Genomic DNA, 25824 nt, shown 5'->3' with positions numbered 1-25824 from the left:
ATCCTTAGATTTATGTTTCAGGAAGAGACCGGAGCGTTGTTCCGATAAAACCGGTTGCTCCGTTTAAAAAATCCTTCCATTGCATTGCTTTTTTGGTTTCTTTTTGGAGTATCTGAACCGCTAAAATACCCTTTCCCGTTTGTATCAAGACGCCTTCCCGTTTATCAATGCCGAGTACCAGTCCCGGCGTTTCGGGAGATTCCGCCGCTGCGTTCCCCGCATACGGATGAGCCTGTGTAATAGAAAGTTTTGAGCCAACCCAATAGGTAAAGGCTCCCGGCCACGGGGTGTAGGCGCGTATTTTCCGGTCTATTGCGGCAGCATTGTCCTGCCAGTTCAGTAATCCGCTGTCTTTTTGTATCAGAGTACAGTACGATGCCGTTTCATGATGTTGCGGCGTTGCAGTGACGGAACCTGTTTCTACCATTTTAAGCGCTTGCACGATGAGCAAAGCGCCGAGTTCTGCACAGCGGGTTAACAGTGTTTCGGTCGTATCGGACGATTCAACCGGCAGTTCTTTTTGAATGATGATGTCTCCCGCATCCATTTCCTGCGCCATATACTGAACGGTTACACCGGTTATGCTGTCTCCTGCAAGGATTGCTGCGGGTACCGGACTCGGGCCTCGCCAGTGGGGCAGCAGGGATGGATGAATATTGAGCGCGTGTTTGGGAAAGAGCGCCAGCGCCTTGGGGCCGAAAATCTTTCCATAGGCAAAACATACCATTATATCGGGTCTGAGCGCTGCTACGGCTTCGCGGAAGTCCGCATTTAGTTTTTCGGGCGTCAGTACCGGTACCTCCTGAGCGATAACGCCGTGTTCTTTTAGTTCGGCAACCGCCTGCGCTATGGCAGACTCAGCATACTTTTTACCGCGTCCGATACGGGCGGGCGGAGCGGTCAGCACACCGGCAAGAGGATATGCCTTTGCGATTGCCTGCAATGCAGGAATTGCACAATCGGGAGTCCCTGCGAAAAAAACATTCATTATGCACGCGCCCGCTTTTTTGCTTCGCGCTGTTTTTTGCGCTCTTGCTGTTGAGTGAACTTTGCAACGAGGCTATCCCGTTCTTTTTCGGATAACCGATCGATGAAAAGGACGCCTTCAAGGTGATCATACTCATGTTGGATAACCCGCGCGAGTAAACCGGTTGCTTCTATCGTCCTACGCCGTCCATTCATATCCTGATATTGCACGGTTACGGCTTCGGGGCGGATAACATCCGCATACATTTTAGGGATGCTTAAACAGCCTTCTTCGTAGCTGCATTGCTTTTCCGAAGTACCGACAATGAGCGGATTGATAAACACCCGTTCAACGCCGTCATCGATTTTTACGATAAAAAGTCTTATGTTTTTTCCTATCTGAGGCGCCGCCAAACCGATACCCTTATCAGTATCCATCGTTATAAACATTTCCCGTATCAATTCATGCAAGGCTTCATCGATATGTTCTACCGGCTTTGAGGGCTGCCGGAGCGTTTCTTCACCTAAATACAGTACCTTCATTGCGCATCATAGTACAAAATTTATGCGGTGCGGTCAATGTGTTTGCAAGGCACACGCATCTATCAACGGCTACTTGACTTTTTTGGGCTTATCTGGCATCATCCTTGGCATTCACGGTGGGTGTAGTTCAGTGGTAGAGCGCCAGATTGTGGATCTGGTTGTCGTGGGTTCGAACCCCATCACCCACCCTTTTACGTTTGTGCTCAATGGGCAGATGTTTATACATTAGTCTGTTTTGGGCATAACGGAAAATGCGCCTGTAGCTCAGCTGGATAGAGCAACGGACTTCGAATCCGTAGGTCGCACGTTCGAGCCGTGTCGGGCGCATTTTTTTACCTATTCACTTTTTTTAAACAATTCCTGTTACTCTTCAATAGACAAATCTTTTACATACAACAGTCCCATCCGCTTAAATCCGTTCCGTTCAAGTTCCGTAATAAAATGGGACGGCGTGCAAAAGTCGGCAAATAACAGCGTAGCAGCTAAGGGTGCGCTGTAGACGCAGGCACGCTGTAAAAGCGCCTTGCCGAGTCCAAGCCCCCGATACTCAGGCAATACCCGTAAGAACGGAATACAAAAACTTTCATTAAATGGAAATGCAACGATGGAGCACACCCCACACAGTCCATTCTCGTTCGACGCAGTGATATATGCGGCATTATGCTGAGTTGTGCCGTGCTTTTGTTCAGCGGCGGCGCATACATTTGCGTCAAAAAATGATGTGTACCCGAGCATCCTAGCCGCCTCAAAGGCCGCCCTTTCATCGAAATCATCAAAGGATAGTATCTTATCGCCGTCGTCGGAAGTTTCTTCCGTTTTACGGATAAAATTTTGCAAAAGTTCGCGATTCAATGCATCGTGTTTTTCAATTTGAAATATAAAATCTTCCTGTAAAAGTTGAGGGTCTGTTTCATCTTCAAAACCGATTTTTTCCAACCCCCAGATCATCCTGAGTTCATTGTACCATTCGTAAACGGCAGCTTTCATTTGCTGATCCTTGAAGCGGTACCATTCGCGCTCGACGGTAGGTGCGGTTTTTAGCACTTCTTTATACCGGCGGAACACTCCTTTCCGCTGACCGAGGGCATTCAGCAGCGCTTCTCTCAGCAGAGGGTTGTGTACCCGCGTCGTAAACTGTTCCATTACACGGAAGCCTTGGGCAGAAGTCCATTCAGGGAGATCATAATAACGTTGATCATCGATAGTCGTCTCATAATCATCGTCAATCTCATCCATGTCGACACAGATACCTTCAAGCGCATCGAATAAAAGAATTTCCGTTTGATTTTCCATCGCAAATATAATGTCATCGATTATTTCAGGTGATAAAATAAATGTCATACCATTTGATTATATCATAAAATAAGTGTAATATGTAATGAATTATCTCTAGGGCATCTCTAAAAACTCGGTTAGCTTTTTAGAAGTTCCCTCTGAAAGATGGGAGGTCGTATATGAGCGATATTGTGTATATTGAAGGACGTGAGATTCTCGATTCCCGCGGAAATCCTACCGTTGAAGTTGATGTTGCGTTGAGCGACGGCAGTTTCGGCCGCGCCTGTGTTCCGTCGGGAGCATCTACCGGAGAGTTTGAAGCGCTTGAGATGCGCGACGGTGATGCGAAACGCTACGGCGGCAAGGGTGTGTTAAAGGCTGTCGATAATGTGAATACCGTTATTGCAGAAGAGCTTGAAGGAATGGATGCCTTGGAGCAGGCTGAAATCGATCAGACTATGCTCAATCTGGATGGCACACCGAACAAATCGAAACTCGGCGCTAATGCGATGCTCGGTGTTTCTATGGCGGTTGCACGCGCTGCCGCCGACTATGTCGGTTTACCGCTGTACCGCTACTTGGGCGGCGCACATACGCTGCAAATGCCGGTACCGATGGCAAACATTATCAACGGCGGCAAGCATTCCGACAACAAAATCGACTTTCAGGAATACATGGTGATGCCGATCGGCGCCGAGTCTATACACGAAGCTGTGCGCATGACTGCGGAAGTGTTCCATGCGTTAAAGAGCCTTTTAAAGGCGGACGGCAAGGCAACCTCCGTCGGCGATGAAGGAGGTTTTGCTCCGGATATCGATAACGAAGCAGCGTTGGAATATATTATGAAGGCAATCAATAAGGCAGGTTACAAGCCGCGCACCGATATTGCCATCGCGCTTGACTGCGCTTCTTCCGAATTGTTCGATGAAGGCGGACGCAAGGGCTATAAATTCTGGAAGTCCAATCCCGACAAGCTGTTCACTGCGGATGAGATGATCGAAATCTACAAAAAGTGGATTAACACCTATCCGATTGTTTCTATCGAAGACCCGCTCGATCAAAATGATTGGGAAGGCTATGCCCGCCTGACCAAAGAACTCGGCAGCAAAATTCAGATTGTCGGCGACGACTTCTTTGTTACCAACACCGAACGGCTGCAGCGCGGTATTAAAGAAAAGGCCTGTAACTCCATTCTGATTAAGCTCAATCAGATCGGTACGGTTACCGAAACCATCGATGCGGTACGCATGGCGCAGAATGCGGGGTACACTGCCGTTATCTCCCACCGCTCAGGTGAAACCGAGGATGCGTTTATCGCCGACCTCGCCGTTGCCGTAGAAGCGGGACAAATCAAAACCGGTTCGATGAGCCGCAGCGACCGTATTGCAAAGTACAATCAGCTGATTCGCATCGAAGAAGAACTCGGCTGCCAAGCCCGCTATGCAGGCGCCGCAACCTTCGCACGCTACGGGTTTTAAGCAGTTATAGGCGGATATTTCTAAGCAGTTCCAAGCGGATATTCGGAAGTTCTTTTTCTAAATGAAAAACGAGTCCGATGTCCGCATGCTGATTTAATATTTTTAATTATATATTCATAATTAAAAATGATAGTAATTACCCATTACAAATTACCAATTACTAATTGATTTATAGGAGGATTTATTTATGAAACAGATTATTGCAACAGATAAGGCGCCGGCCGCAATCGGACCGTACTCACAGGGAACAGCCGCAAACGGCTTGATTTTCACCTCCGGTCAGCTGCCGATTGATCCCGCTACGGGCGCTTTTGTTCCGGGCGGTATTGCCGAACAAACCCGTCAATCGCTGATGAACCTGAAAGCGGTGCTCGAAGCCGGCGGCAGCAGTTTGGATAAGGTGCTTAAAACAACCGTGTTTTTAAGCGATATGAACAATTTTGCGGAAATGAACAAAGTGTACAGCGAGGTATTCGGTACCGGAAACTATCCGGGGCGCTCCGCTGTAGAAGTTGCCCGCCTGCCGAAAGACGGACTGGTCGAAATTGAGGCAATCGCTCTTGCGTAAGTCGATGTTGGCGCTGCCGCTTGCAGCAGCGCTTGTTTTTTCCGCTTGTACAAAACAAAAGACGGAAACCGAAGTCCCCCCAGCGCAAGAAAGCGCATCGGCGGTGCCGGTTGAAGAGCCGTCTGTCAATCATTGGAAATATTTTTCCGTTGACGGCAACGGTTCTGTGCAATTAAAAAATGCCGATGCTGTTTCCGAAATACCTGCTGCGGCGTTTAAACCGTGGACGGAGGCGGTTCGCGTTGCCGATTTCGGTTTAAATCAGGGGGATACCGTCTTTTTAATCAATAAGTGCGGGCTGTATCCGATTCACTCCTTACAAGCAGGCGCATCGCTTTCTCTTGGGCATGAGCTTTTTTCACACGCCACCGCGGGGGATCTGTATACAGTGGACGGACAGTATTTTATCCGTATCTATCAAAATTCGATCTTTTCATCGCGCGGCACATCAGAAAATACGCACTTCTTGTTACGTACTGACCCTGAATGCAAAGTCTATACGCCCGTAGCCGATGTAACAAATCTGCATTTACCTAAGGAAGCGCAGTGTAAATCGCTTGAGCAGGTAGGCGGGCAATGGTATGCAAGTTTTAAGGCTGATAGCGGAGCGGATATTTCCTTCTCGTATGTAAAATGCAGCAATTTTGCCGTCTTTATGCAGAATGATGCCTATAACCATATCAAACAACTATCTGCAGAAGAATTTAGAGCAGCCTGCGAACCGCCGCTTTACAACCGGATGCCTGATATGCTCAAAGAATTGGCGGACATAATCGAAAGTGATAGGGATTTGTACTTGAAAGTATTCACCGAAGGTGCGTCGGATAGTACGATTTTCTTTAAACCTGCACGGGATCAAACAAACGATACTATGGAAGAGCGGGTACCGGTAACCGTTTATGCAGTTCAGTATCCCCAAAGAGACGGTAAGCAGAATGCCGCAATCCTATTACCTAATGGGACGTTGCTGCTTAATACCGGCGATAACAGCATACAGAAACTGCATTTACCGTCTTTGCCGGAAAACTTTATCTATACCGCGTTTTCTATCTCGGCTACGGAGATTACCGTCGCTTGGGAAGAATCGGTATTCTACGAAGTCGGACGCACAGGCATCTTTACCGCCGAGCTGGGTGAATTAGGCTTATAACCAAAAAATATGCGGAGACATCCTCTGGGCGCGCCGGATTAAATGCGTTCATCGCTTTAATCAGCGTTTCCAGAGATGTGTTCCGAGGTATCATCCTTTCGGCTGTCTGATTTGTGTAAGGCTTTAATCCCTCTATGTTTTGCCTCGGGGTTGTTGATAATAAAGGGAAGGCTGAGCAGCAGCTCGTCGATGCTTGTGATAAGATGGCGGGGGCGTATCCTGTCTTTAAACTCAAGCAACTGTTTAAATATGTAAAGGGATTCGTCAAGTACGACGCCAAGCGTCCCCGGAAATCGGATACGCACCTGCAGTGTCCATCGTGAAAGAAAGATCATCGCTTGCAGAATAACGGCTTTTTCCGAACCGTTCAGCAATGCTCCGCTTGTAAGAGAGAACCTTCCAATCGAGAAAAGCTCTCTCCCCACCGGAATAAAAAGATGGCAGATGATAATACCCACCGTTGAAATACAGAGCGGTATCCAATATATTTTTTGTTTTTCCGCAAGGCAAAGTAAAAAGCCGGCGAAAAAAATGACTGCCTTTGCCGGTAAGCCCGGTATAAATAAGAGTGCAATTAGCAAGGTAAAGCCGGTTATCAGCCGGATCCACGGATAAGCGGCAGGGTTCGTATTGTCAGGCAACTGCACGTATAGCGGAGAATCGGCGTCCCGTACATGAGCATACCATTCGGATTCCGCTTCAAAGGTTTCGCAAAAAATACCGAGGATCAAGGACGTTACCGCACCGATAAAGAGAAACGGCGGTATCATATAGAGAATCCCTTCTCCGAAGATACAGAAACGACCGATAAAAAGTTGTATGCAGTTCGATACAAAAGCCCCTGCCATACTGATTCCGGCGAGCGATAGCACCTTACGTGGAATCTTATGTAAGGCGTACATCACAAGTGCGGAACCGATTGTTCCTGCTGCCGAAAACAGGATAAGATAAGAAAAGAGCGTTCCGCTGATAAAAGCTTGTCCGAGAATTTTTATTGCCGTCAGCAATAAAAACGCCGGAAACGACAGTACATCAAGCGCCAGCATCAGCGGAACATTTGCAAGTCCTATCCGCAAAAACGGCAGCGGCTTGGGAATAACAAACTCAATAGCCGAAAGGAAAAAGCACAAGGCGCCGAAAACCGGTACCAACGCATCCTGTTTTTTATTCATAGTACAACCGGCTTAATGGCAGCCTGAACACCCGCCGCAGCCGCCTTCACCTGTACCGCAGCTGCTTCCGCATCCGCCTGCGAAGGATTGTTGAACTTCTTCAAGCTCTTCGGGGGTAGCATCTCGTACACCGGCAACCTTTATATCAAAGTGTAAGGTCTTTCCGGCAAGCGGATGGTTGGCATCCAGCGTGATAATATCGCCGTCAATACCGGTTATTACCACATGGTGACCGCTTGTTTCAAACTCCATGCCGACTTCCAGCTGTGTGTCGGGCGGAAACTGTGCACGGCTTACCTCAAAGACGGCGCGCGGATCGATTTCGCCGTAAGCTTGCTGAGGCGCTACCGTAAGCGAAAAGCTTTCTCCGGCTTCTCGCCCTTCAAGCGCTTTTTCCAAGCCGGGAATAAGCTGCCGATAACCGTGAACATAGTCTAGCGGTCCCATCTGTTCCGATGAATCTAAAACCTTTTGATCATCATCCTTTAAGGTATACTCAAGTGTAACCAAACAATCATCTGCAATTTTCATGCTGACTATGATACCGATTTTCCTACTTTCGGGCAAGGCAAAAGTTCAAATGCGGGGGGCTTCTTTTTGTGCGAAATTTTGTACTTCTTTTCGCACCCTTGACCTCTGTAGACCGTTTATGCTATATTTCGAAATCAACCGTTTAGTTTTGATGATATGCACCCGTTCATATATCATCATACAAAAATATTGGGAATCTTTAAAAACTTCAGTTTTTAAAGATTTTCCTTAAATCCTTTTGCGATGTTTTTAGATAAGTCATATCAATAAATAAAAAGACTTATCTAAAAACTCGTCGGGCAGCTCTAAAAAATCTAACCAAGTTTTTAGAGCTGCCCATATAAAATAAGCGGAACTATTTATCCTTTTAATGATAGATGCTTCCGTGGAAATGTAAACAGAGGTTTTTATGTACGCACTTTTTGAATATAAAGGCAAACAGTATAAGGCTGAACAAGGTTCCAAGATTCTGGTAGATAAGATCAATGAACCAAAGGGAACGGCTATCGATATCGATACCGTTTTGCTGGTTAACAATGACGGTAAAGTGTCTGTTGGAGCTCCCTACGTTGCGGGCGCGAAAATTTCGGCAACGGTTGAAGAGAGTATGCGTGATAAGAAAGTGATTGTATACAAGTACAAGAGCAAGAAAGACTATCACCGCACAATCGGGCATCGCCAGCACTACACCTATTTAACGGTTAATTCGATTACCGGGGTGTAAGCGCGGAATGATACAAGTCCTTTTGGAGCTTGATGAAAAGGGACATCTCCTTTCCGTTGAAGCTTCCGGCCATGCGAATAGCGGCATTAAAGGACATGATATTGTGTGTGCAGCCGTAACGATCCTTTTAAGGACGACTGTACAAGCGCTCGGTTCCGTGCAAGCTGATGTCAGTGCGGAACAGCGCGGTTCGCTTTCCTTTCGGGTACTCAGCTATGACGAAACGCAAAGCGAAAAATTACGGTATGCAGCGGAATTTTTATGGCTTGGGATAACTTCTTTACAGGAAGAATATCCGCAAGCGGTTCAATGCAAAAAGATACAGCGGGGATGGCGAAAAGGTAACTGACTTTTAAGTCATACCCTAATATGAGGAGGCTACTATGGCACGGAAACGAGGCGGAAGCGGTGCAAAAAACGGACGAGATTCAAACCCGAAATATTTGGGCGTTAAGGTATACGGCGGGCAGACGGTAAAAGCCGGTTCTATTTTAGTACGTCAGCGCGGAACTCCTATCCATCCGGGCGATAATGTCGGCCGCGGCAAGGATGATACCTTATTTGCAACTGTAGACGGTACGGTTGTGTATCATCACCGCAATGGCAGACATTTAGCATCTGTAACGCAAGCGTAGGGATGGACGAGCGGTTAATTCCGCAATGATATTGGCAACTCTAAAAATCTAACCGAGTTTTTAGAGCTGCTCTGTTGTAAGCCGGCTCTCATGCCGGCTTTTTTTTCGAGAAGGAAACAAGGCGATGATTCAATTTGCGGATGAAGCTTTAATCGAAGTTTCATCGGGAAAGGGCGGAAACGGCTGTATTGCGTTCCGGCGGGAAAAATACGTACCTAAAGGCGGCCCGGCAGGCGGCGACGGCGGGCGCGGCGGCGATGTGCTGTTTGAGATTAAGCGGAATATGCGCACGCTTGTGCATTTACGCCATAAGCGTGTATTCCGGGCAAAAAACGGCTTGGATGGGCAAGGTTCAAAACGATTCGGTGCAAAGGGCGCCGACTGTATTATTCCGCTCCCGCCGGGCTGTATTATTAAAGATGCCGATACCGATGAGCTTGTCTACGATTTCGGCGACCGGACTGAGGGGCTTATCCCTTTCTTGACCGGCGGTAACGGCGGCTGGGGGAATTGTCATTTTAAAACCTCCACCAATCAAGCGCCGCGCACCGCTTTGCCGGGGCAGGAGGGCAAGACCCGACGGCTTAAAATTGAGTTGAATATCATCGCCGATATCGGACTTGTCGGCTTTCCTAATGCCGGTAAGTCCTCTCTGTTGGATTACTTTACCAATGCCCGCCCTAAGATTGCGCCCTATCCGTTTACTACCAAAATACCGAACCTCGGCGTACTCCGTATCGATGAGGAACAAGATATTATCATCGCGGATATACCGGGGATATTGGAGGGCGCTTCGGAGGGGATCGGACTCGGTATTCGCTTTTTAAAGCATATTTCGCGGACGGCGGGGTTGGCCTTTTTGATCGACCTTTCCGATGAAAACTACTTAACCGCGTATGATACCCTCTGCGGAGAGCTTGCAGCCTATTCGGAAGAATTGGCTGCAAAAAAACGGATTGTTATCGCAACCAAGCTCGACCTTGAGGGAACAAAAGAACGGCTCAAAACCCTGCGGGAAAAACTTTCCGATGTGCCCGTACTCGGTATTTCGGTGTTTAACCGCTGGGGATTGGACGAAGTCCGCGATGCGTTTGCGGCGCTGGTAGAAGAGCTTGCCGTTGCAGATGCAGGCAAGAGTTCCGAAGCAGCGGCGGAGAGAATATCCGGTACTGTTCCATCCGGCGGAGCTGTATACGGCGGCGCATTCGGCAACACTCCAGTCGGCACGGCATCCGGTGTCGATTTAGGCGATGATGTTACCGCCCAAGGTTTATGGGCAGGTACGGCTGCGGCGGACAACAACTTTATGTATGCGGAGCTGGAAGCGCCCGTTTACGTGCAGCAAGAAGGTTTCGGCGCAACGGTGAGTTTAAGCCGCAAGCGGAAGGGTAAAAAATGAGGCTCGCCGTATTGGGCGGATCTTACAATCCTATTCATATCGGCCATTTAATGCTTGCCGATGCGGTTGCCCTCCGTTACGGGTACGACACCGTAGCCTTTGTCCCCGCCTTCTTATCTCCCTTTAAAGACGGGCATTCCGGCTGTACCGCCGAAGACAGACTCGCGATGGTCAAACTCGCAATCGCCGATAATCCTGCCTTTTACTGCGAACCCTGCGAGATTGAGCGGCAAGGTGTTTCGTATACCATCGATACGTTGAAGTTTCTAAAGAAAAAATTTCCGCAGTGCAAAGGAAAAATCGGGTTGATTATCGGTGATGATTTACTGGAAGGCTTTAGCGGCTGGCATGAAGCGGAGCGCATACCCGATTATGCCAATATAATGGTAGGAAACCGCATTATAGACCGGTATTCTACGGAACAAGCCGACACCGCGGGTACGGTTCCTCATTTAAGGGTAGATAATGCCCTGCTGCCGGTGTCTTCAAGCGGAATACGGGCGGCCATACAAGAAAAAAAGAGCTGGCGCTATCTTGTACCTTCAGCCGTATACTCGTATATTAAAGAACATAAACTCTATGAATGATATCCGTATTGAAAAATTCATCACAGCGCTGGATAGATATGCACGAGCCAATCTTTCCGATTACCGCTATGAACATTCATGCAGGGTTGCCTCTTATGCGGAAGAACTTGCCCGCCGGTACGGGTACGGACACAGGTTGCAGCGGCTCTGCTATCTTGCCGGTATTTCCCACGATATGTGCAAAGAAAAACCTATCGGTTTTTTACTCCGCACGGTACGGACGGACGGGCAACCGGTTACCCCTGACGAAACGGCAAATTCCGAGTTATTGCATGGGCGGGCAGCGGCGGTTTTATTGCAGGAGCATTACGGTATTCATAAAAAATCGCTTTTAAATGCGGTACGCTATCACACCTCCGCTTCTACAAAGTTTGATGTGCTGGGGCGGATTATCTATATTGCGGATAAAATTGAACCCGGCCGGAAAAATTGCGATTACTTACGGGAAAAGGTTGCACGGCTGACCCTTGATGAGCTTTTTCTTGAAGTGCTGAAAGAGGTTATCGGTTTTGTGGAGTCAAAAGGACAAACAGTGCAGGCGTGTACCTATAAAACATATCGGTTTTTAAAAGAAAGAGAGACGAAAATACCCCATCGGGAGGAAGGAAATTGAAAGAGGGAAAAAACATCATCTTTTTATTGCTCATCTTAGCGATGCTCATTCCTTCGGGGGTGATTGTGGCACGGAATCTCAATGTCGACCCTATCAGCACGTCCCTTTCCGAGGATAATGTGCTCAAGGTGCTGTTTGTCATTGAAAATGATAATGTCCCTATTTCTACGAATGTTATCGCTCACTATTCGCAAACGCGGCGCGCAGCAATGTTCGATATTCCTGCGAATATCGGGTTGATTTTACCTCAGCTTGGACGTACCGGCGGCATCGGCTCGCTTTATACGGAAAAAGGCGCTGCTGTTTATAAAGACGAAATTGAAAAACTGACCGGTGTTGAAATCCCGTTCTATATCGTATGTTCGCTGACCGACTTTATGCATTTAACCGACTTGCTCGGCGGCATTTCGGTTTTTATCCCTTCTTCGGTAGATATCGATTCAGAGCAATACGGAAAGATTTTGCTCCCCTCCGGTTCGGTGCTGTTGGACGGCGATAAGGTTCGCGACTATCTATTGTATGAAGATGAGGCGGATGCCGAGGACGAAGCGGTAACCCGTAAGCAAAAAGCGGTATTGGCCTTTCTCCGCAGTTTATATGAACATCCCGAAATGCTCGAAAAAGAACAGTTTAAAGTGTTCAGCCCGTTGCTGCACGGCAATGTTACCGGCGGAAATTTAAAGCAACTTTTGGAATATCTCTGCAAAATCGATTCGGAGCGATTGGTTCCTCAGCGTTTAACCGGCGCCGTGCGTATCGTCGATTCAAAAGAATTGCTCTTTCCGTTCCGTGACGGTCAGCAGATAAAGGAAATTATCGGACAGACGCTTGCGGCACTTGCTTCAAAAGAGGGTACCACGTTAGAGCGGGTTTATGCGCTGGAAGTTTTAAACGGAACCGATGTAAACGGGCTTGCGCGGACTGCCTCCGAGCTGTATCAGAGTTTTGGGTATGATGTTATCCGTGTCGGGAATGCGGCGCAAACGGGAGTTGAGCATACTGTTCTAATCGATAGAATCGGGAACGAGGCGGTGGCAAAGATTGTCGGGCAGGTTGTCCGTTGCGAAAATATCGAATCCGCCCAAATCGGCGACGATCATTCCGGCAGCGAAACGAATGTCGACTTTACGTTGATACTCGGTAAAGATTTTAACGGCTATTCGGTACGGCAAAAAAAATAGAGAAGAGGATAAGAAAATATTATGGAAGTTAATTTTGAACAGGCTGCATTAACATTCGGAACGATTTTGCGCGATCTTAAAGCGGAATCGGTGGTAGTGCTCGATTTACGGTCGGCTCATATTTGGACGGACTTTTTTGTGATCGCGACTATAGCGAGCGGTAAACAAGCCGGCGGCCTTGAAGGCAAAATTATGGAAGCGGCAAAAGAGATGCAGATTGAGGAATACCGGACTATCAGAAAAAGTCCCGACGGCGACGAATGGAAGCTGCTCGATTTCGGCTCCATCGTTGTGCATTTAATGAGCCCCACCGCCCGAAAATTCTACGACCTTGAACGTTTGTGGTATGACAGCCCCAATCTATTAGCGTAAGGGGTAATGTAAAATAAGGGCAATTTGTAATGATAGAGAAACACTGATTAAATGCGCTCCTTGCTTTAATCAGCACTTCCAAAGTATCGATGATTCTTAAAAGTAAAATCTTGGAATTCCGATAATGATTGCAGGAGTATTGTGATGAAAAGACTCATTTTTACGATATCGGTTGCGCTGTCGGTACTCATAGCGCCGATATATGCAGCTGCGGATACAGCTCCATCAAAGACAACGGAAGATAAAAAACAAGAGCTTGATGAGATTGAAAAAGCCCAACAAGCATTGCAGTACGGGTTGGAATCGGAAATACTTGAAGTAGTCAATAAGGTAGATAAGCGGGATTTTGAAACGCTGCAAAGCGATTTTAACCGCCTTTTTACGGAGACAAAGAGTCCTGCCGTGCGTGAAGGCCTTTTCGGTCTGTACCAAAAATATGAAGATCCTCAATTGACGGAAGCTGCGGTTGCAGTATTGGAAGATTATGAAGCCCAGCAGCGGACACTGGTAAAGGCGGTGCTGTCTTACCTTGCAGCGGTAAAGCCGGAACTTACCCCCGCCTTAAACGAAGCGCTGCAAAAAATGCTGACTCAAGATACGGCGGAGTATGGCGCGGAAACGGTTTCCGTATTAGGCGAAATCGGCGGCGATGAAGATGCCGCTTTTTTAGCAGACTATTTTGATAGCTTGACAATCGATGATGCAAAGCAGGAGCTTATTTTAAAACAGACGATTATGGCTGCGCTCGAAAAGCTGCATAGCGAAGATACCCGTGCGTTTTTACTTGAGCGGGCGCAGGATGAAAACGAGAATATTTACGTCCGCTCCAGCGCTGTTGCCGGTCTTGCCCAAATGGGGAACCCCGATATTGTGCCTCTGCTGGCAGAATTTTTCGAACAGCCGGAACCGCAGCTGCGGGAAGCTGCAATACGGGGCGCTGCTTCTTTTGATACGGACGAAACACGAAAGCTCATCTTACAGGGATTTAAAGACAGCTATTATAAGGTTCGGCTCGAAGCTTTAAAAACCGTACAAAAGACAAAGATGCAGGAAGCAGCGCCGTATGTGTTATACCGCGCAAAGTATGACCCGACGGATGCGGTTCGGTTTGCAGCGGTAGAAACGCTGGCTGTGCTGAATACGGCAGAAGGTAATGCATGGCTTGCCGAAACATTCCGCGATGCTAAAAAGAGCGAAAAATTACGGATTACAATCCTCAGCGCGGCGTTAAAGCACAATTCTACGGCGCTTGCCGCTGATTTGGATACGGTGGTGCTGGGAACCGTAACGGACAACAAGCAAAAGAAACTGCGGTATGAATTCGGTAAGGAAATTGCAAAAATCGAAAATACTGCAACGACGGAAATTTGCAAAGCTTTTTTACAGAGCGATGATGTGTTAACCAAAAGCATCGGGCTTGATATGTTTAAGACAAATGCTTCCGCGGACGCCCGCGCCTTAGTAGAAGCTATCGCACAAGACGAAAAACAGGGTGCACTACAGCGCCGCGCCCGGCGATTGCTGGAATAACGGGCTTGGCGTTATGCTTGCTGCCTTGGCGTAGGGTATGTCTTGGCAGCGTTGGTTTTAGCCGATTGACTGGCTACCGGCATCGATACAGGCGGAAACCTATGGCTTGCATAAACTTTTTCTTTATGGTACTATCCATAAAGAACTTTATTATCCTTATAAGTCTAGGCAGGAGTCGTTCAAACGGCTCTTTTTTTGTTTACGGGAGTTGATGCAATGGAATATGTGCAAAAAGAAACCGTTCCGTATTTTACCGATTATGAACAACTGGTTACCGGTCTCGGATATAAATTGGTTGATTTGCAGATTGTTCATCAAAAAACAATGTGGCTGGTAAAGGCCGTTATCTACAGTAAAAATGGAGTTGGAATTGACGATTGCTCAAAGGTACATCGAGCGTTATTATCGCGTGCAGAGGTTTTGCTCAATTCTCAGGATATTCAAATGGAAGTAAGCTCTCCGGGGCTTAACAGAGTAATAAAAAATGCAGCGGAATTTCAAGCCTTTATTGGAGAAAATATAAAGGTATTGGAAGTTTCCTGTCCCGATTGGCTTGAGGGAGAATTGCTGGCTGCGGATTCGACGGGTCTCTGTTTAAATAGTTCCGGCGGGCAAAGAAATATCCGGTATGCGGATATAAAAAAAGCGAAATTGAATAAGATCTAAGGAGTCGTGATGGCTGGGGTAAAAATTGAAGACGTCCGTAAATTCGCGTTAGAAAAAGAACTGGATGAAGATCTTGCATTTAAAATTGTTGAACAAACATTAAAAGCTGCATACAAAACAGCCTTTTAAAACCGATGCGAATGCAGTTGTTATTATCGGTGATGATGCAGTAAATATCTATGCACGTAAAAAAGATCGTTGATGATGTTGTGAACCCCGTGCTTGAGGTAGACATAGAAGAGGCAACAAAACTTGCTCCTGACTGCGAACTCGGTGATGAACTCCTTTTTGAGCTGGATCCTAAGGATTTTAAGCGCGGTTCGATTCAAGCGGGTGTACAGCGCGTGCATCAATCCACGAGAGAAATCCAAAAGGACAGCATTTATTCCGAGTATAAGGCGAAAGAGGGCGAGATTATCATCGGCTATTATCAACGGAAGAAAAACGATAATATTTATGTCGATCTCGGAAAAGTCGAAGGTCTTTTGCCGCGGAAATTTCAGCTGCCTCAGGAAATATATCATCCGAACGATAGAATAAAAGCGCTTATAAAGGAAGTAAAAAAACACCGGCAATCGAATGTCGTACAGCTTATCCTGTCTCGTACCGACCCCGATTTTGTGCGCCGTTTAATGGAGCTTGAGGTTCCTGAAATTTACGATAATATTGTTGAATTGTACAAAATTGTCCGTGAACCCGGTTACCGGACAAAGGTCGCTGTTATCTCTCATAGGGAGGATGTAGATCCCGTCGGCGCCTGTGTCGGTCCAAAAGGCGCTCGTATTCAGACGATTATTACCGAGTTGGAGGGAGAAAAAATCGATGTGCTTGAGTATTCAAGCGATCCGGCAGTATTTATTGCCAATGCTCTCTCTCCCGCCGAGGTATTAGATGTTGTTATTCTTGATACGGAAAAGCGTACGGCGCTTGCCGTTGTTGCGGAGAGTCAGCTTTCAATTGCCATTGGAAAGCAAGGCTTGAATGTCCGGTTGGCAAACCGGCTGGCGGATTGGAGTATCGACGTCAAAACAGAAAAACAGTTCCAAGAGATGGATATTCACGCCGAGACTCGTAAGGCGGCAGAAGAGCTGTTCAATGATGAGGCTATTTTGCTGACGGAAGTTGAGGGGATTGACCCCGATGTTTTGGCGCTCTTGCATGAGAATCATATTGAAACAGTTGAGCAGTTCTTGGATGCTCCGCATCAAGAACTTTGTGCGCTTCCCGGTATGTCGGAAGAAAAAGTTAATACTCTTGAGGCGTTAATCAACGAAGCATTTGAGATTGTTGATGAAAATCAAGCGCCGGAGCAGGAAACACAGCCTGAAAATCAAACAATGTCTGCGCCTATTGAAGATGCGGAAGAAGAAGTATACGAATGTCCCGAATGTGGGGCGCCGATTACGATCGATATGACAGTCTGTCCTAGCTGTGGTGTCGGTTTAAGTTTTGAATATGAGGACGAAGAATAGGAGTTGTATGGCAGAAGGTATCGAAAATACTCAGGAACAAAAAGTTATTCTCAAAAAGGCAAGGCCTGAACCGGCTTCGACGCCGGTAGCTCAGCCTCAGGTACAGCAAACTGCAGAGCAGAGACCGGTACGAACCATAAAGCGTAAGCTCAAGCCGGTGGCGCATCCCGCGTCGAATTCCGCCCCATCAAACACTGCAGGGAATCGACCTGCCGGTGAGCAGAAGCGGCGCCCTGTTGTATCTTCGACTCCTACGGATCATTCCGCTCAGCTGAAAAAACGGCGGAGCATCCTGCGCAGGCTTCGGAACGAAAAAAATTCAGGGTATGCACAGAATGAAGAAAACCGACGTGTACAAAAGCACAGCGGCGAACGCACAGAGCGCTATGATAAGAACCGGCATGAAAACCGATACGGAGAGAGAGTGCCGAAACCCAATCTCAGACTCAACAGACGCAATCGGATAATAAAAATCAAATCCGTTCGCTGGATTTAAGCAGCAAACGCCCTGATAGGCGCGCGGGGAATCTCGCGGGCGGCTCAAAACCGGTTAGCCGTTTCGGTAACCAAGGGAATCGGCATAAGTCCGGTTTTGCAGGCGGACAGGGGCGAACGCAGCAAGATGGACGCGGTGAGAACAATCGCGGAGGCCGCATGGGCGGCTATTCGTCAGATAGACCGCGTACAGGCGGTTTCAATAAGCCCGGTTTCCAAGGCGGACAGAATAGAGGCGGCGGCGGTCGGCCGATGTCAAGCCCGATGCCGCTTGAAACCAACAAACAGAATACTAAAAAAGCGTTTAAGGGCAAAAAGACTTATTCACGCAAGGATCAGGAGAGCGAATTCTTTGAAGAGAAGCTACTGCAGCAAAAGAAGAAGGCTAAAGAAAAGGTAAGCGCCGTTCCTAAGAGCATCGAGATGATGGAATCCATTTCCGTTGCGGAGTTAGCTCGGAAGATGAACCTTAAAGCCTCTGAACTTATCGGCAAACTAATGGAAATGGGCATGATGGTAACGATGAATCAGTCCATTGATGCGGACACTGCAACCATCCTTGCTTCGGAATACGAATGCGATGTTAAAATCGTCAGCCTCTATGATGAAACCATTATCGAGACTGTGAGTGATGAAGATGCCGAGCTGCTGACGCGGCCGCCGGTTGTTACTATTATGGGACATGTAGACCACGGTAAGACCAAAACACTCGACGCTATCCGCAGTACCAATGTTACTGCACAGGAGTTCGGCGGCATTACTCAGCATATCGGCGCTTATATGGTGTCTACCCCCAAGGGAAATATCACCTTCCTCGATACGCCCGGCCATGAGGCATTTACGATGATGCGCGCGCGTGGCGCTGAGGTTACCGATATCGTCGTGTTGGTAGTCGCAGCCGATGACGGCGTTATGCCTCAGACGATTGAAGCGCTGAACCACGCAAAGGATGCAAAGGTTCCGATTATCGTTGCAATCAATAAGGTCGATAAACCGGAAGCGAACCCCGATAAGATAAAGACCCGCCTTGGTGAACTCGGCCTTGTTGCCGAAGAATGGGGTGGAGACACGATATACGTTCCTATTTCAGCCTTGCAGAAAAAAGGTATCGACGACCTGCTCGATGCAATTCTGTTGCAGGCGGAAGTGCTGGAGTTAAAGGCAAATTACGATTGCCGCGCGGAAGGAAAGGTTATTGAATCAAAGATCGATCACGGGCGCGGTGTTGTCGCAACGATTATCGTACAACGTGGAACGCTCCATACCGGCGATCCCTATGTGGCAGGTGTGTATTCGGGGCGTGTCCGCGCTATCTTTAACGACAAAGGCGAAAAGATTGACGAAGCGACACCGAGTATGCCGGTAGAGATTTTAGGACTTGAAGGAATGCCCAATGCAGGGGATCCTTTCCAAGTAACCGAATCTGAGCGTATGGCTCGTCAGATTTCGTTAAAACGGCAGGAGCTCAAGCGGTTTGAAGACTCTCGCAATGTGAAGAAGGTAACGCTCGATAATCTGTATGAAACGATTACCGACGGCGAAGTCCTTGAACTCAAAGTAATTATCAAAGGTGATGTGCAGGGTTCGGTAGAGGCCTTAAAGCAGTCGCTTGAAAAGCTGTCTACCAAAGAAATACGCTTGAATGTTATCCATGCTTCTGCCGGCGCTATCAATGACTCCGATGTTATGCTTGCCGCAGCGGATTCCAATGCGATTATTATCGGCTTCAATGTCCGCCCCACATCACAGGCAAAGGCGCTTGCAGAGCAGGAAAAAGTCGATATCCGCAAGTATAACGTTATCTATAAAGCCGTTGAAGAAATTCAACAGGCTATGGAAGGAATGCTCAGTCCCGATATTAAAGAAAACGTTATCGGTATGGCTGAAATCCGCAGCGTCATTAAGGTACCTAAGGTCGGTAATATCGCCGGTTCTTACGTGCTTGAAGGTACGGTAAAACGGAGCAGTACGGTTCATCTTATCAGGGACGGTATTGTGGTGTTCTCAGGTAAGCTTGCGTCCTTGCGCCGGTTTAAGGATGACGTCAAAGAAGTGGCTGCAGGTTACGAATGCGGTATTGCGCTTGAGAACTTCAACGATATAAAGGTCGGCGACCAGCTTGAGATTATCGAAACCGTTGAGGTGGCACGCAAGTTGGCGGATACGCAGCATTATGAAGCGCCCGAAGCCCATACCGGCGATCACGGAGAAGCAGCCGAATGAGTGAGTTCCGTTTGGATAAACTCGCAGAGCAAATCCGCGAGGAAATTTCTCAGCTGATTTTTTCGGGAAAGATAAAAGACCCGCGCGTTTCCAACTTTCTTTCGATAAACAGGGTGGAAGTGTCCGGCGATCTTGCGTATGCAAAGGTGTACGTTTCCAGCTTTATGGATGCGCACAAGACAAAGCAGGGTGTCAGGGGATTGGAAAACGCGGCGGGATTTATCCGCACGAACTTGGCAAAAAAACTGCATATCCATCAGTGTCCTCAGTTTACTTTTATCTATGACGAAAGCATCGAAGAAGGCTTTAATATGGTAAAAAAGCTTGAAGCCTTAGAAGCCGCGTCGGATTCCGGGAACAATGCCCAAGAGTGAACCTCAATTTATTATCCCCTTTGCAAAACCGTCCGGTATAACCAGTTTTACCTCCCTCTGGCAGGTAAAGCATGCGCTCGGCACTAAGAAAGTAGGGCACACCGGCACGCTCGACAGCTTTGCCGACGGTTTACTCGTATTGCTTTCGGGGAGATTAACCAAACTGGTGCCGTATATCACGGATTTCGATAAAACCTACCGCGTGCTGTTCTATTTTGGAAAAGAAACCGATACGCTTGACCCCGAAGGCACCGTCATCGCCGAAAAGCCGCTTCCGGTGTATGCCGACTTTATTGCGGCAATCAAGCAGCTGACCGGAACCATCGAGCAAGTGCCGCCTGTTTATTCGGCGGTAAAGCAGGCGGGGGAGCGACTTTCCGATAGAATACGGCGCGGAGAAGCGGTAACCGTTCCGCCTCGAACCGTTACCGTCTATAGCATCGATATTGAAGAAGTTTTTATGCCCCGGACACTGATACGAGGGCTGAAAATTTCGGTGCGGATACAGGCGCCGACCATTCCGGCGATAATGTAGCCGCATTGAGTACGGTTCAAAAAGGATTAGGCGCCGAAAAATCCGAAGCGGTCGCAGTTCAAAAAGTCCTTGGCGCCGTGCTGTGCGTGCGCTGTTCCAAGGGGACGTATATCCGCTCATTGGTGCGGGATATTGCCCATCGATGCGGTTCTGCCGCGTATGTCTATGCGCTTCGAAGAACGGCAGTCGGGCCGTTTACCCTTGAACAGGCGGCAGGCTTTTCGGCGCTGCAGCCGTTCGGGAGCGCTGCGGTGAATGCGGCAGATGCGGATTCAACCCGCGCAGCGCCGAAATCCGTCTATGATAGAAGGGTAGGGCAGTGTGGAGCGTACGTGCCGGATTCGCCGCCTGCATCGTATTCGGTTACCGAAGAAGAGGTAAGGCAAGCTGCGCTACCTTTAAGCGAAGCGATTAGCCGTGCTATACATTTTCAGACGGCGGAACTTCAAGCAAAATATTATCCTGCATTTATGAACGGGAAGCCCATCAGTAGGCACTGGTTTACCGGTGCGCAGCCGCTTGCGGACGGCGGAACTATCGCAGTGTTTTACGAAGGACGTTGCGCAGGTTTGATCACAAAAAACGGCAACCGGTTTCATTATCAAATAGTATTTAACAGGGGCAGGGTAAACGCATCAGATGCGTAAATTGATTCGTGCGGTGTATATCACAAAGAATCTGATACGTTTACCCTGATAGGCTGGAGTGATGAAGATTATCTATTGGGATGATTTAATAAAAGAAGAAAACATATATCCGCAAGGTTCCGCTATTTCGATAGGCGGGTTTGACGGGCCGCACCGCGGGCACGAGCGTATCTTATCGGCGGTGTTGAAGGCTGCGCAGCGTAAGGGTATCCCCGCAGGAATCATCACTTTTTTCCGCTCTCCTCGGTCGGTTAAGGCAGGCAACATGTATACAGGCGATGTTTCTACACTGGAAATGAGGCTGCAAAAATTTGCCGAGCAAGGATTTAGCTTTACGGTGCTGATTGACTTTTCCGCTGATTTTGCTAGAATGAAAGGCGCTGTTTTTTTTGACATACTAATAAAAACTATCTGCATAAAATATCTTGCCGTTGGCAGTGATTTTACCTGCGGGTATCGCCACGATACGGGAGTAGGGGACTTACAGCGCCTTGCTCGTGAAAGGGGCTTTTGTTTTGATTCCATTGAACAGCTTTATTCGGCACGGCAGGTGCGTATCAGCTCAAGCGCGATACGGCAGGCCGTTGAACAAGCTGATTTTACCCTTGCAAAAGACCTTCTCGGGTATCCTTTTTTTTCTTAGATGTCGAAAAAATAGTCCAGCGGAGAGAGAACACTGTATGGTCTATCGAAAAGTCGGCGGTAACACAGATTCTCCCACAGAGCGGACAGTATTCAGCCTGCGCATATTTACGGTCGGGGTGATTATTCCCGTACAGGTGAAAGTGACGGATACTTTGCTTTGAAGTTTCCGAAGAGACCCCAGCGCCGGTTCCGTCCGCTGCAGCAGGAACATTGATACATAAATTGGAATTTATACGGAAGGAGTAAGAAATGGCACTTACAAAAGAAAACACTGCATCGATTGTTATGAAATTCGGTGCAAACGAAAAAGATACGGGCAATACCAGAGTTCAGATTGCCTTGCTGACCGATAGGATCCGCCAGCTCACCGAGCACTGCAAAATCAATAAAAAGGATAAGAGCAGTCAGCGGGGACTTTTGGTATTGGTAGGACAGCGTCGGCGCTTGCTGAAATACTACAAGCGTACCAACCTCGAAGGCTACCGTGCCCTCATTAAGGAATTAGGCTTACGTAAGTAAGATCAGGCTGCTTAACGCATATACGGGCTTTTTAAAATTTCACTTGAATTTTAGAGGCGCTTGCTATTGATTTAAGCAGCATAAGACGGTTACCTATCGGAAACGGGTAGGTAGCCGTTTTTTATAAGTAATTTGAGGAATTGTAATTATATAGAAGGAAAGATTATGAGACAGAGAGTAACGTATAAGATCGGAAATGAAGAGTTAATTTTAGAGACAGGCCATCTGGCAAAACAGGCAAACGGCGCTATTTATGCGCAATTCGGCGGAACCGCAGTGTTGGCAACGGTGTGTGCGTCATCTACGGCAGTTGAGGGACTCGATTATGTACCGGTAACCGTCGATTATAATGAAAAATACTATGCAGCGGGGAAGATACCGGGCGGTTTTATCAAGCGTGAAGGCCGTCCTAAGGATAAAGAGATTTTAGTTTCACGGCTCATCGATCGTCCGATGCGGCCGTTGTTTGAAAAAGCATTCGGACGGGAAATTCAGATTGTACCGACCTGTATTTCCTCGGATATGATCAATCCGCCGGATATTTTAGCGGTTATTGCAAGTTCGGCTGCGGTTGTTATTTCTGACATTCCCTTTAACGGGCCGGTTGCGGGCGCTCGCGTGGCATACCTCGACGGTGAGTTTATAATAAATCCGACGTTCAGCCAGATTGAAAAGGCTGATATGGAAATCGTTGTCGCGGGTACTGCCGAAGGCATTACGATGGTAGAAGGCGGCGCTCACGAGGTGTCGGAAGAGATTATGCTCAAGGCCTTGGAAAAAGCGCATGAATTTATCAAAGCGATCTGTGCGCTGCAAAATGAGCTTCGCGCGGCGTGCGGCAAGGAAAAACTACCGCTTGCACCGGTGAATGCAACGCTTGCAAATAAAGATGCTATTTACGCAAAGGCCTACCCCGAACTTTCCAAAGCCTTATATACAAAGGGCAAGGTAGAGCGCCGCGAAGCCTGCGATGTTATCAGAAAGGCGCTCGCCGAAGAATATGTGGAGCAGCTCGCCGATGAAACACAGGCGAAGCTCTTTGCCGCTTTATTCGACGACATGGAATACCATATTTTGCGCGAAAACATACTGGAAAAAGGTTTGCGGGTTGACGGGCGCGGCTTGGAAGATATCCGCCCTATTACCTGCGAGATCGGAGTGTTGCCGCGGCCGCACGGTTCTGCGGTGTTTACCCGCGGGGAAACACAGTCGCTTGCCGTTGTTACGCTCGGTACCGTGTTTGACGAACAAGTGTATGACGATATCGAAGGCGACCGGCGGGAGAATTTTATCCTGCATTATAACTTCCCGCCCTATTCGGTCGGTGAAGTGGGACGGCTTGGAACCGGACGCCGTGAAATCGGGCACGGGCACCTTGCGCACCGCTCCTTGATGCCGATGATTCCGTCCAGAGAAGCGTTCCCGTATACCATCCGAGTGGTTTCCGAAATTCTGGAATCTAACGGTTCTTCGTCAATGGCAACCGTGTGCGGCGGTACGCTTTCGCTGCTGCACGCCGGCGTTCCGATGAAAAAACCGGTAGCGGGTATTGCAATGGGGCTTATCACCGATGGAAGCCGCTTTGCGGTACTCTCCGATATTCTGGGCGAAGAAGATCACCTCGGCGATATGGACTTTAAAGTTGCCGGTACCGCAGAAGGCATCACCGGCTTCCAGATGGATATTAAAATCGCCGGCGTTTCCGCTGAGATTATGCAAAAAGCGCTTGAGCAGGCAAAAAAAGGCCGGCTCCATATTCTCGGCATTATGAATCAGACTATTTCCAAACCCTCCGAGCAAGTGTCCAAGTATGCGCCGCGGATTGAAACACTCAAGATTCCGGTTGATAAGATCGGAGCGCTCATTGGGCCGGGCGGAAAGATTATCAAGGCGCTGTCCGAACAATACCATGTAACAATCAATACCGAGAACGACGGTACGGTTACCATCTACGGGCGGGATTCTTCGTCTGCGCTCGGTGCCAAGGCTGCGGTTACCGGCATTGTGGAAGATCCTGAGGTCGGCAGAATTTATGAAGGTACCGTTAAGTGCATCAAGGATTTCGGCGCCTTTATCGAAATTCTGCCCGGTAAAGAAGGACTCTGTCATATTTCCAAGCTGTCGCGCAGCCGCATTGAAAAAGTTACCGATGTGCTGCAGGAAGGACAAAAAGTACCCGTCAAACTATTGGAAATCGATAAGCTCGGCCGCTTAAATCTTTCGTATATCGATGCCTGTGAAGAGCAGGAAAAAACCGGCAGCCATTAAGCCGTTCACTGAGGAAAAACGGTGAGTATTGCTGATGGGGCGGTAAGGGTTTTTTCCGTACTCAAGGAAGGAGCCTTGCTGCCTGAATATCAAACACCCGGTTCTGCAGGCGCGGATTTACATGCGTATCTTGCAGAGCCGGTAACGCTGAACCCGATGGAGCGTAAACTCATCCCGACGGGACTGTTTGTTGAATTACCTGTGGGGTACGAACTGCAAGTGCGTCCGCGGTCGGGGCTTGCGCTCAAGTACGGTATTACGGTGCTCAATACTCCCGGTACGGTTGATTCCGATTACCGCGGAGAGCTGTGCGTGCTGTTGGTAAACCTCGGCAGCGAACCTTTTACCGTACAAAACGGCGACAGGATTGCACAAGCCGTAGTTGCGCAGGCGGTTCAGGTGAGTTTTGTACAAACCGATGAGCTTTCAAAAACCGGACGGGGCTGCAACGGATATGGCTCTACCGGCATTGCGTAAATTGATATAAGGGTGATTAGGGCATGAGGATGTTGAAAAAGTAACCAACTTTTTTGAGACATCCCTGTTCCTATAACAGTGATTAACGGTATAAAAGATGATAGGCATAAGACAAAAAAGCAGCTTTTTTATATATTGTCAAAGAGATGCTGCTGTACTTTTTTGTCTGCTTTTTGTTTTTATTCTTTATATTTTTTGTTAATAATATTCTGTTGCTGGCGGAAGATGTCCTTTCAAAACAAGCTCCTTTTAAAGATGTCGCATTGCTGATGCTCTATTCGCTTCCTGCTGTTATCGCGAATGCCGCTCCCTTTGCCGCCTTGATCGGTACGCTCATGGGGATCGGTCGCTTTGTCAGTGATTTGGAATTTCTTTCCATGAACGCACTGGGTATTCTGCCTCGCTTTTAATGTTACCGGTGTTATTGGTCGGTTTAGCGGTTTCAATTGTTTCCTTTTTACCAACGATGTATTGCTGCCTGCCAGCGCCGTTAATTTTAGGCGCGTCTATTGGGATATTGCAACCTCAACCCCTGCGCTGGAGCTTTCTTCTTATTCCGTAAAACGCAATCGTAATGCGGTTGTTGTAACGGGATTAATACAGGATGGAAAAATTCATAATCTTTTGATTGTTGATAAGAATGCGGATAAAGCATTCCGTATACTTGGCACACAGACTGCCGAGATTGAAAAGTCCGATGATCCGTCAATCGTGATGATGTCACAAAAATGGCGCTGCCGCACCTTCTTATCTTAGATCCTTCTGATAAAAAAAAAATA

General features: G+C 47.9%; 28 protein-coding genes, 2 tRNA genes and 2 pseudogenes. 27 read left to right on the top strand and 5 right to left on the bottom strand.

Annotated features, from left to right (window positions below; all coding sequences use genetic code 11):
* Positions 1-10: 10 nt before the first annotated feature.
* Together fmt and def are read right to left on the bottom strand one after the other, a co-directional pair.
* Positions 11-988, bottom strand: a complete 978-nt coding sequence (gene fmt / locus GWP40_RS11045) for a methionyl-tRNA formyltransferase (RefSeq protein ID WP_212565355.1) — start codon at positions 986-988, stop codon at positions 11-13.
* On the bottom strand, positions 988-1509 hold the full coding sequence (gene def / locus GWP40_RS11040; protein WP_212565354.1) for a peptide deformylase: 522 nt from the start codon (positions 1507-1509) through the stop codon (positions 988-990). The genes fmt and def overlap by 1 nt, the downstream gene beginning before the upstream one ends.
* Before the next feature lie 116 nt (positions 1510-1625).
* On the opposite strand from def, the gene GWP40_RS11035 reads away from it, so the two are divergent.
* Together GWP40_RS11035 and GWP40_RS11030 are read left to right on the top strand one after the other, a co-directional pair.
* Positions 1626-1697, top strand: a tRNA-His gene (locus GWP40_RS11035).
* Between the two features lie 65 nt (positions 1698-1762).
* A tRNA-Arg gene (locus GWP40_RS11030) sits at positions 1763-1836 on the top strand.
* A gap of 36 nt (positions 1837-1872) precedes the next feature.
* On the opposite strand, the gene GWP40_RS11025 is transcribed toward GWP40_RS11030, so the two are convergent.
* The gene (locus GWP40_RS11025; protein WP_212565353.1) at positions 1873-2850 is read right to left on the bottom strand and encodes a GNAT family N-acetyltransferase; all 978 of its coding nucleotides are present in this window, start codon (positions 2848-2850) and stop codon (positions 1873-1875) included.
* Positions 2851-2963: 113 nt separating this feature from the next.
* Between GWP40_RS11025 and eno the strand changes: the two genes are divergently transcribed.
* From eno to GWP40_RS11010, 3 genes are all read left to right on the top strand, one after another.
* Positions 2964-4262 carry a phosphopyruvate hydratase gene (gene eno, locus GWP40_RS11020; protein WP_212565352.1) on the top strand — a complete coding sequence of 433 codons (1299 nt, stop codon included), beginning with the start codon at positions 2964-2966 and terminating at the stop codon, positions 4260-4262.
* Between the two features lie 187 nt (positions 4263-4449).
* Positions 4450-4830, top strand: a complete 381-nt coding sequence (locus GWP40_RS11015; protein WP_212565351.1) for a RidA family protein — start codon at positions 4450-4452, stop codon at positions 4828-4830.
* Complete coding sequence (locus GWP40_RS11010) at positions 4823-5980, top strand: DUF8086 family protein (protein WP_230974436.1); 1158 nt, start codon at positions 4823-4825, stop codon at positions 5978-5980. Before GWP40_RS11015 ends, GWP40_RS11010 begins: the two co-directional genes overlap by 8 nt.
* Positions 5981-6036: 56 nt before the next feature.
* Here the strand turns inward: GWP40_RS11010 and GWP40_RS11005 are convergent, their stop codons facing one another.
* Both GWP40_RS11005 and GWP40_RS11000 read right to left on the bottom strand, forming a co-directional pair.
* The gene (locus GWP40_RS11005) at positions 6037-7152 is read right to left on the bottom strand and encodes a Gx transporter family protein (protein ID WP_212565350.1); all 1116 of its coding nucleotides are present in this window, start codon (positions 7150-7152) and stop codon (positions 6037-6039) included.
* A 12-nt stretch (positions 7153-7164) separates the two neighbouring features.
* On the bottom strand, positions 7165-7683 hold the full coding sequence (locus GWP40_RS11000; protein WP_212565349.1) for an FKBP-type peptidyl-prolyl cis-trans isomerase: 519 nt from the start codon (positions 7681-7683) through the stop codon (positions 7165-7167).
* Positions 7684-8092: 409 nt separating this feature from the next.
* Between GWP40_RS11000 and rplU the strand changes: the two genes are divergently transcribed.
* The 22 genes and pseudogenes from rplU to GWP40_RS13085 all read left to right on the top strand — a co-directional run bounded on the left by rplU (position 8093) and on the right by GWP40_RS13085 (position 25801).
* Positions 8093-8407: a 50S ribosomal protein L21 gene (rplU, locus tag GWP40_RS10995; protein WP_212565348.1), complete on the top strand. Its 315-nt coding sequence runs from the start codon at positions 8093-8095 to the stop codon at positions 8405-8407.
* A gap of 7 nt (positions 8408-8414) precedes the next feature.
* Positions 8415-8756: a ribosomal-processing cysteine protease Prp gene (locus tag GWP40_RS10990; protein WP_212565347.1), complete on the top strand. Its 342-nt coding sequence runs from the start codon at positions 8415-8417 to the stop codon at positions 8754-8756.
* 34 nt (positions 8757-8790) lie between these two features.
* The gene (rpmA, locus tag GWP40_RS10985) at positions 8791-9042 is read left to right on the top strand and encodes a 50S ribosomal protein L27 (protein ID WP_006187878.1); all 252 of its coding nucleotides are present in this window, start codon (positions 8791-8793) and stop codon (positions 9040-9042) included.
* Positions 9043-9166: 124 nt separating this feature from the next.
* Entirely contained in the window at positions 9167-10441 is a 1275-nt protein-coding gene (gene obgE / locus GWP40_RS10980) for a GTPase ObgE (RefSeq protein WP_212565346.1), read from the top strand.
* Positions 10438-11028, top strand: a complete 591-nt coding sequence (gene nadD / locus GWP40_RS10975) for a nicotinate (nicotinamide) nucleotide adenylyltransferase (protein ID WP_212565345.1) — start codon at positions 10438-10440, stop codon at positions 11026-11028. The genes obgE and nadD overlap by 4 nt, the downstream gene beginning before the upstream one ends.
* Positions 11021-11641: a bis(5'-nucleosyl)-tetraphosphatase (symmetrical) YqeK gene (gene yqeK, locus GWP40_RS10970; protein ID WP_212565344.1), complete on the top strand. Its 621-nt coding sequence runs from the start codon at positions 11021-11023 to the stop codon at positions 11639-11641. Before nadD ends, yqeK begins: the two co-directional genes overlap by 8 nt.
* Positions 11638-12822: an LCP family protein gene (locus tag GWP40_RS10965; protein ID WP_212565343.1), complete on the top strand. Its 1185-nt coding sequence runs from the start codon at positions 11638-11640 to the stop codon at positions 12820-12822. The genes yqeK and GWP40_RS10965 overlap by 4 nt, the downstream gene beginning before the upstream one ends.
* 21 nt (positions 12823-12843) lie before the next feature.
* Complete coding sequence (gene rsfS / locus GWP40_RS10960; RefSeq protein ID WP_212565342.1) at positions 12844-13194, top strand: ribosome silencing factor; 351 nt, start codon at positions 12844-12846, stop codon at positions 13192-13194.
* Between the two features lie 144 nt (positions 13195-13338).
* Positions 13339-14724 carry a HEAT repeat domain-containing protein gene (locus tag GWP40_RS10955; protein WP_212565341.1) on the top strand — a complete coding sequence of 462 codons (1386 nt, stop codon included), beginning with the start codon at positions 13339-13341 and terminating at the stop codon, positions 14722-14724.
* 216 nt (positions 14725-14940) lie between these two features.
* Positions 14941-15390: a ribosome maturation factor RimP gene (gene rimP, locus GWP40_RS10950; RefSeq protein ID WP_212565340.1), complete on the top strand. Its 450-nt coding sequence runs from the start codon at positions 14941-14943 to the stop codon at positions 15388-15390.
* A 9-nt stretch (positions 15391-15399) separates the two neighbouring features.
* Positions 15400-16862: pseudogene (nusA, locus tag GWP40_RS10945) on the top strand (transcription termination factor NusA).
* A gap of 7 nt (positions 16863-16869) precedes the next feature.
* A pseudogene (gene infB / locus GWP40_RS10935) lies at positions 16870-19580 on the top strand (translation initiation factor IF-2).
* A complete protein-coding gene (gene rbfA / locus GWP40_RS10930) occupies positions 19577-19954 on the top strand; it encodes a 30S ribosome-binding factor RbfA (RefSeq protein WP_212565338.1) in 378 nt (125 codons plus the stop codon). Before infB ends, rbfA begins: the two are co-directional and overlap by 4 nt.
* Positions 19941-20489 (top strand): tRNA pseudouridine(55) synthase TruB, encoded by a 549-nt coding sequence (truB, locus tag GWP40_RS13100; protein ID WP_230974435.1) that lies wholly within the window; start codon positions 19941-19943, stop codon positions 20487-20489. The genes rbfA and truB overlap by 14 nt, the downstream gene beginning before the upstream one ends.
* A gap of 5 nt (positions 20490-20494) precedes the next feature.
* Entirely contained in the window at positions 20495-21136 is a 642-nt protein-coding gene (locus tag GWP40_RS13095; RefSeq protein WP_230974434.1) for a pseudouridine synthase family protein, read from the top strand.
* A 61-nt stretch (positions 21137-21197) separates the two neighbouring features.
* Positions 21198-21779, top strand: coding sequence for an FAD synthetase family protein (locus GWP40_RS10920; RefSeq protein ID WP_230974433.1), 582 nt, complete (start codon positions 21198-21200; stop codon positions 21777-21779).
* 37 nt (positions 21780-21816) lie between these two features.
* Complete coding sequence (locus GWP40_RS13305; RefSeq protein ID WP_269140246.1) at positions 21817-21942, top strand: hypothetical protein; 126 nt, start codon at positions 21817-21819, stop codon at positions 21940-21942.
* Between the two features lie 88 nt (positions 21943-22030).
* The gene (rpsO, locus tag GWP40_RS10915) at positions 22031-22300 is read left to right on the top strand and encodes a 30S ribosomal protein S15 (protein WP_212565330.1); all 270 of its coding nucleotides are present in this window, start codon (positions 22031-22033) and stop codon (positions 22298-22300) included.
* Between the two features lie 165 nt (positions 22301-22465).
* Entirely contained in the window at positions 22466-24568 is a 2103-nt protein-coding gene (gene pnp, locus GWP40_RS10910) for a polyribonucleotide nucleotidyltransferase (protein WP_212565337.1), read from the top strand.
* A gap of 21 nt (positions 24569-24589) precedes the next feature.
* Complete coding sequence (dut, locus tag GWP40_RS10905; protein WP_212565329.1) at positions 24590-25045, top strand: dUTP diphosphatase; 456 nt, start codon at positions 24590-24592, stop codon at positions 25043-25045.
* A gap of 146 nt (positions 25046-25191) precedes the next feature.
* Positions 25192-25455, top strand: coding sequence for an LptF/LptG family permease (locus GWP40_RS13090; protein ID WP_230974432.1), 264 nt, complete (start codon positions 25192-25194; stop codon positions 25453-25455).
* A 61-nt stretch (positions 25456-25516) separates the two neighbouring features.
* Positions 25517-25801 (top strand): hypothetical protein, encoded by a 285-nt coding sequence (locus tag GWP40_RS13085; protein WP_230974431.1) that lies wholly within the window; start codon positions 25517-25519, stop codon positions 25799-25801.
* The last annotated feature ends 23 nt before the right edge of the window (positions 25802-25824 follow it).

Origin of the sequence: Treponema vincentii (assembly GCF_018336815.1) — a bacterium.
In the GTDB taxonomy this organism is placed as follows: Bacteria; Spirochaetota; Spirochaetia; order Treponematales; family Treponemataceae; genus Treponema.
The sequence above is the reverse complement of the archived record's forward strand: the minus strand, read 5'-3'. Positions and strand labels throughout refer to the sequence as shown.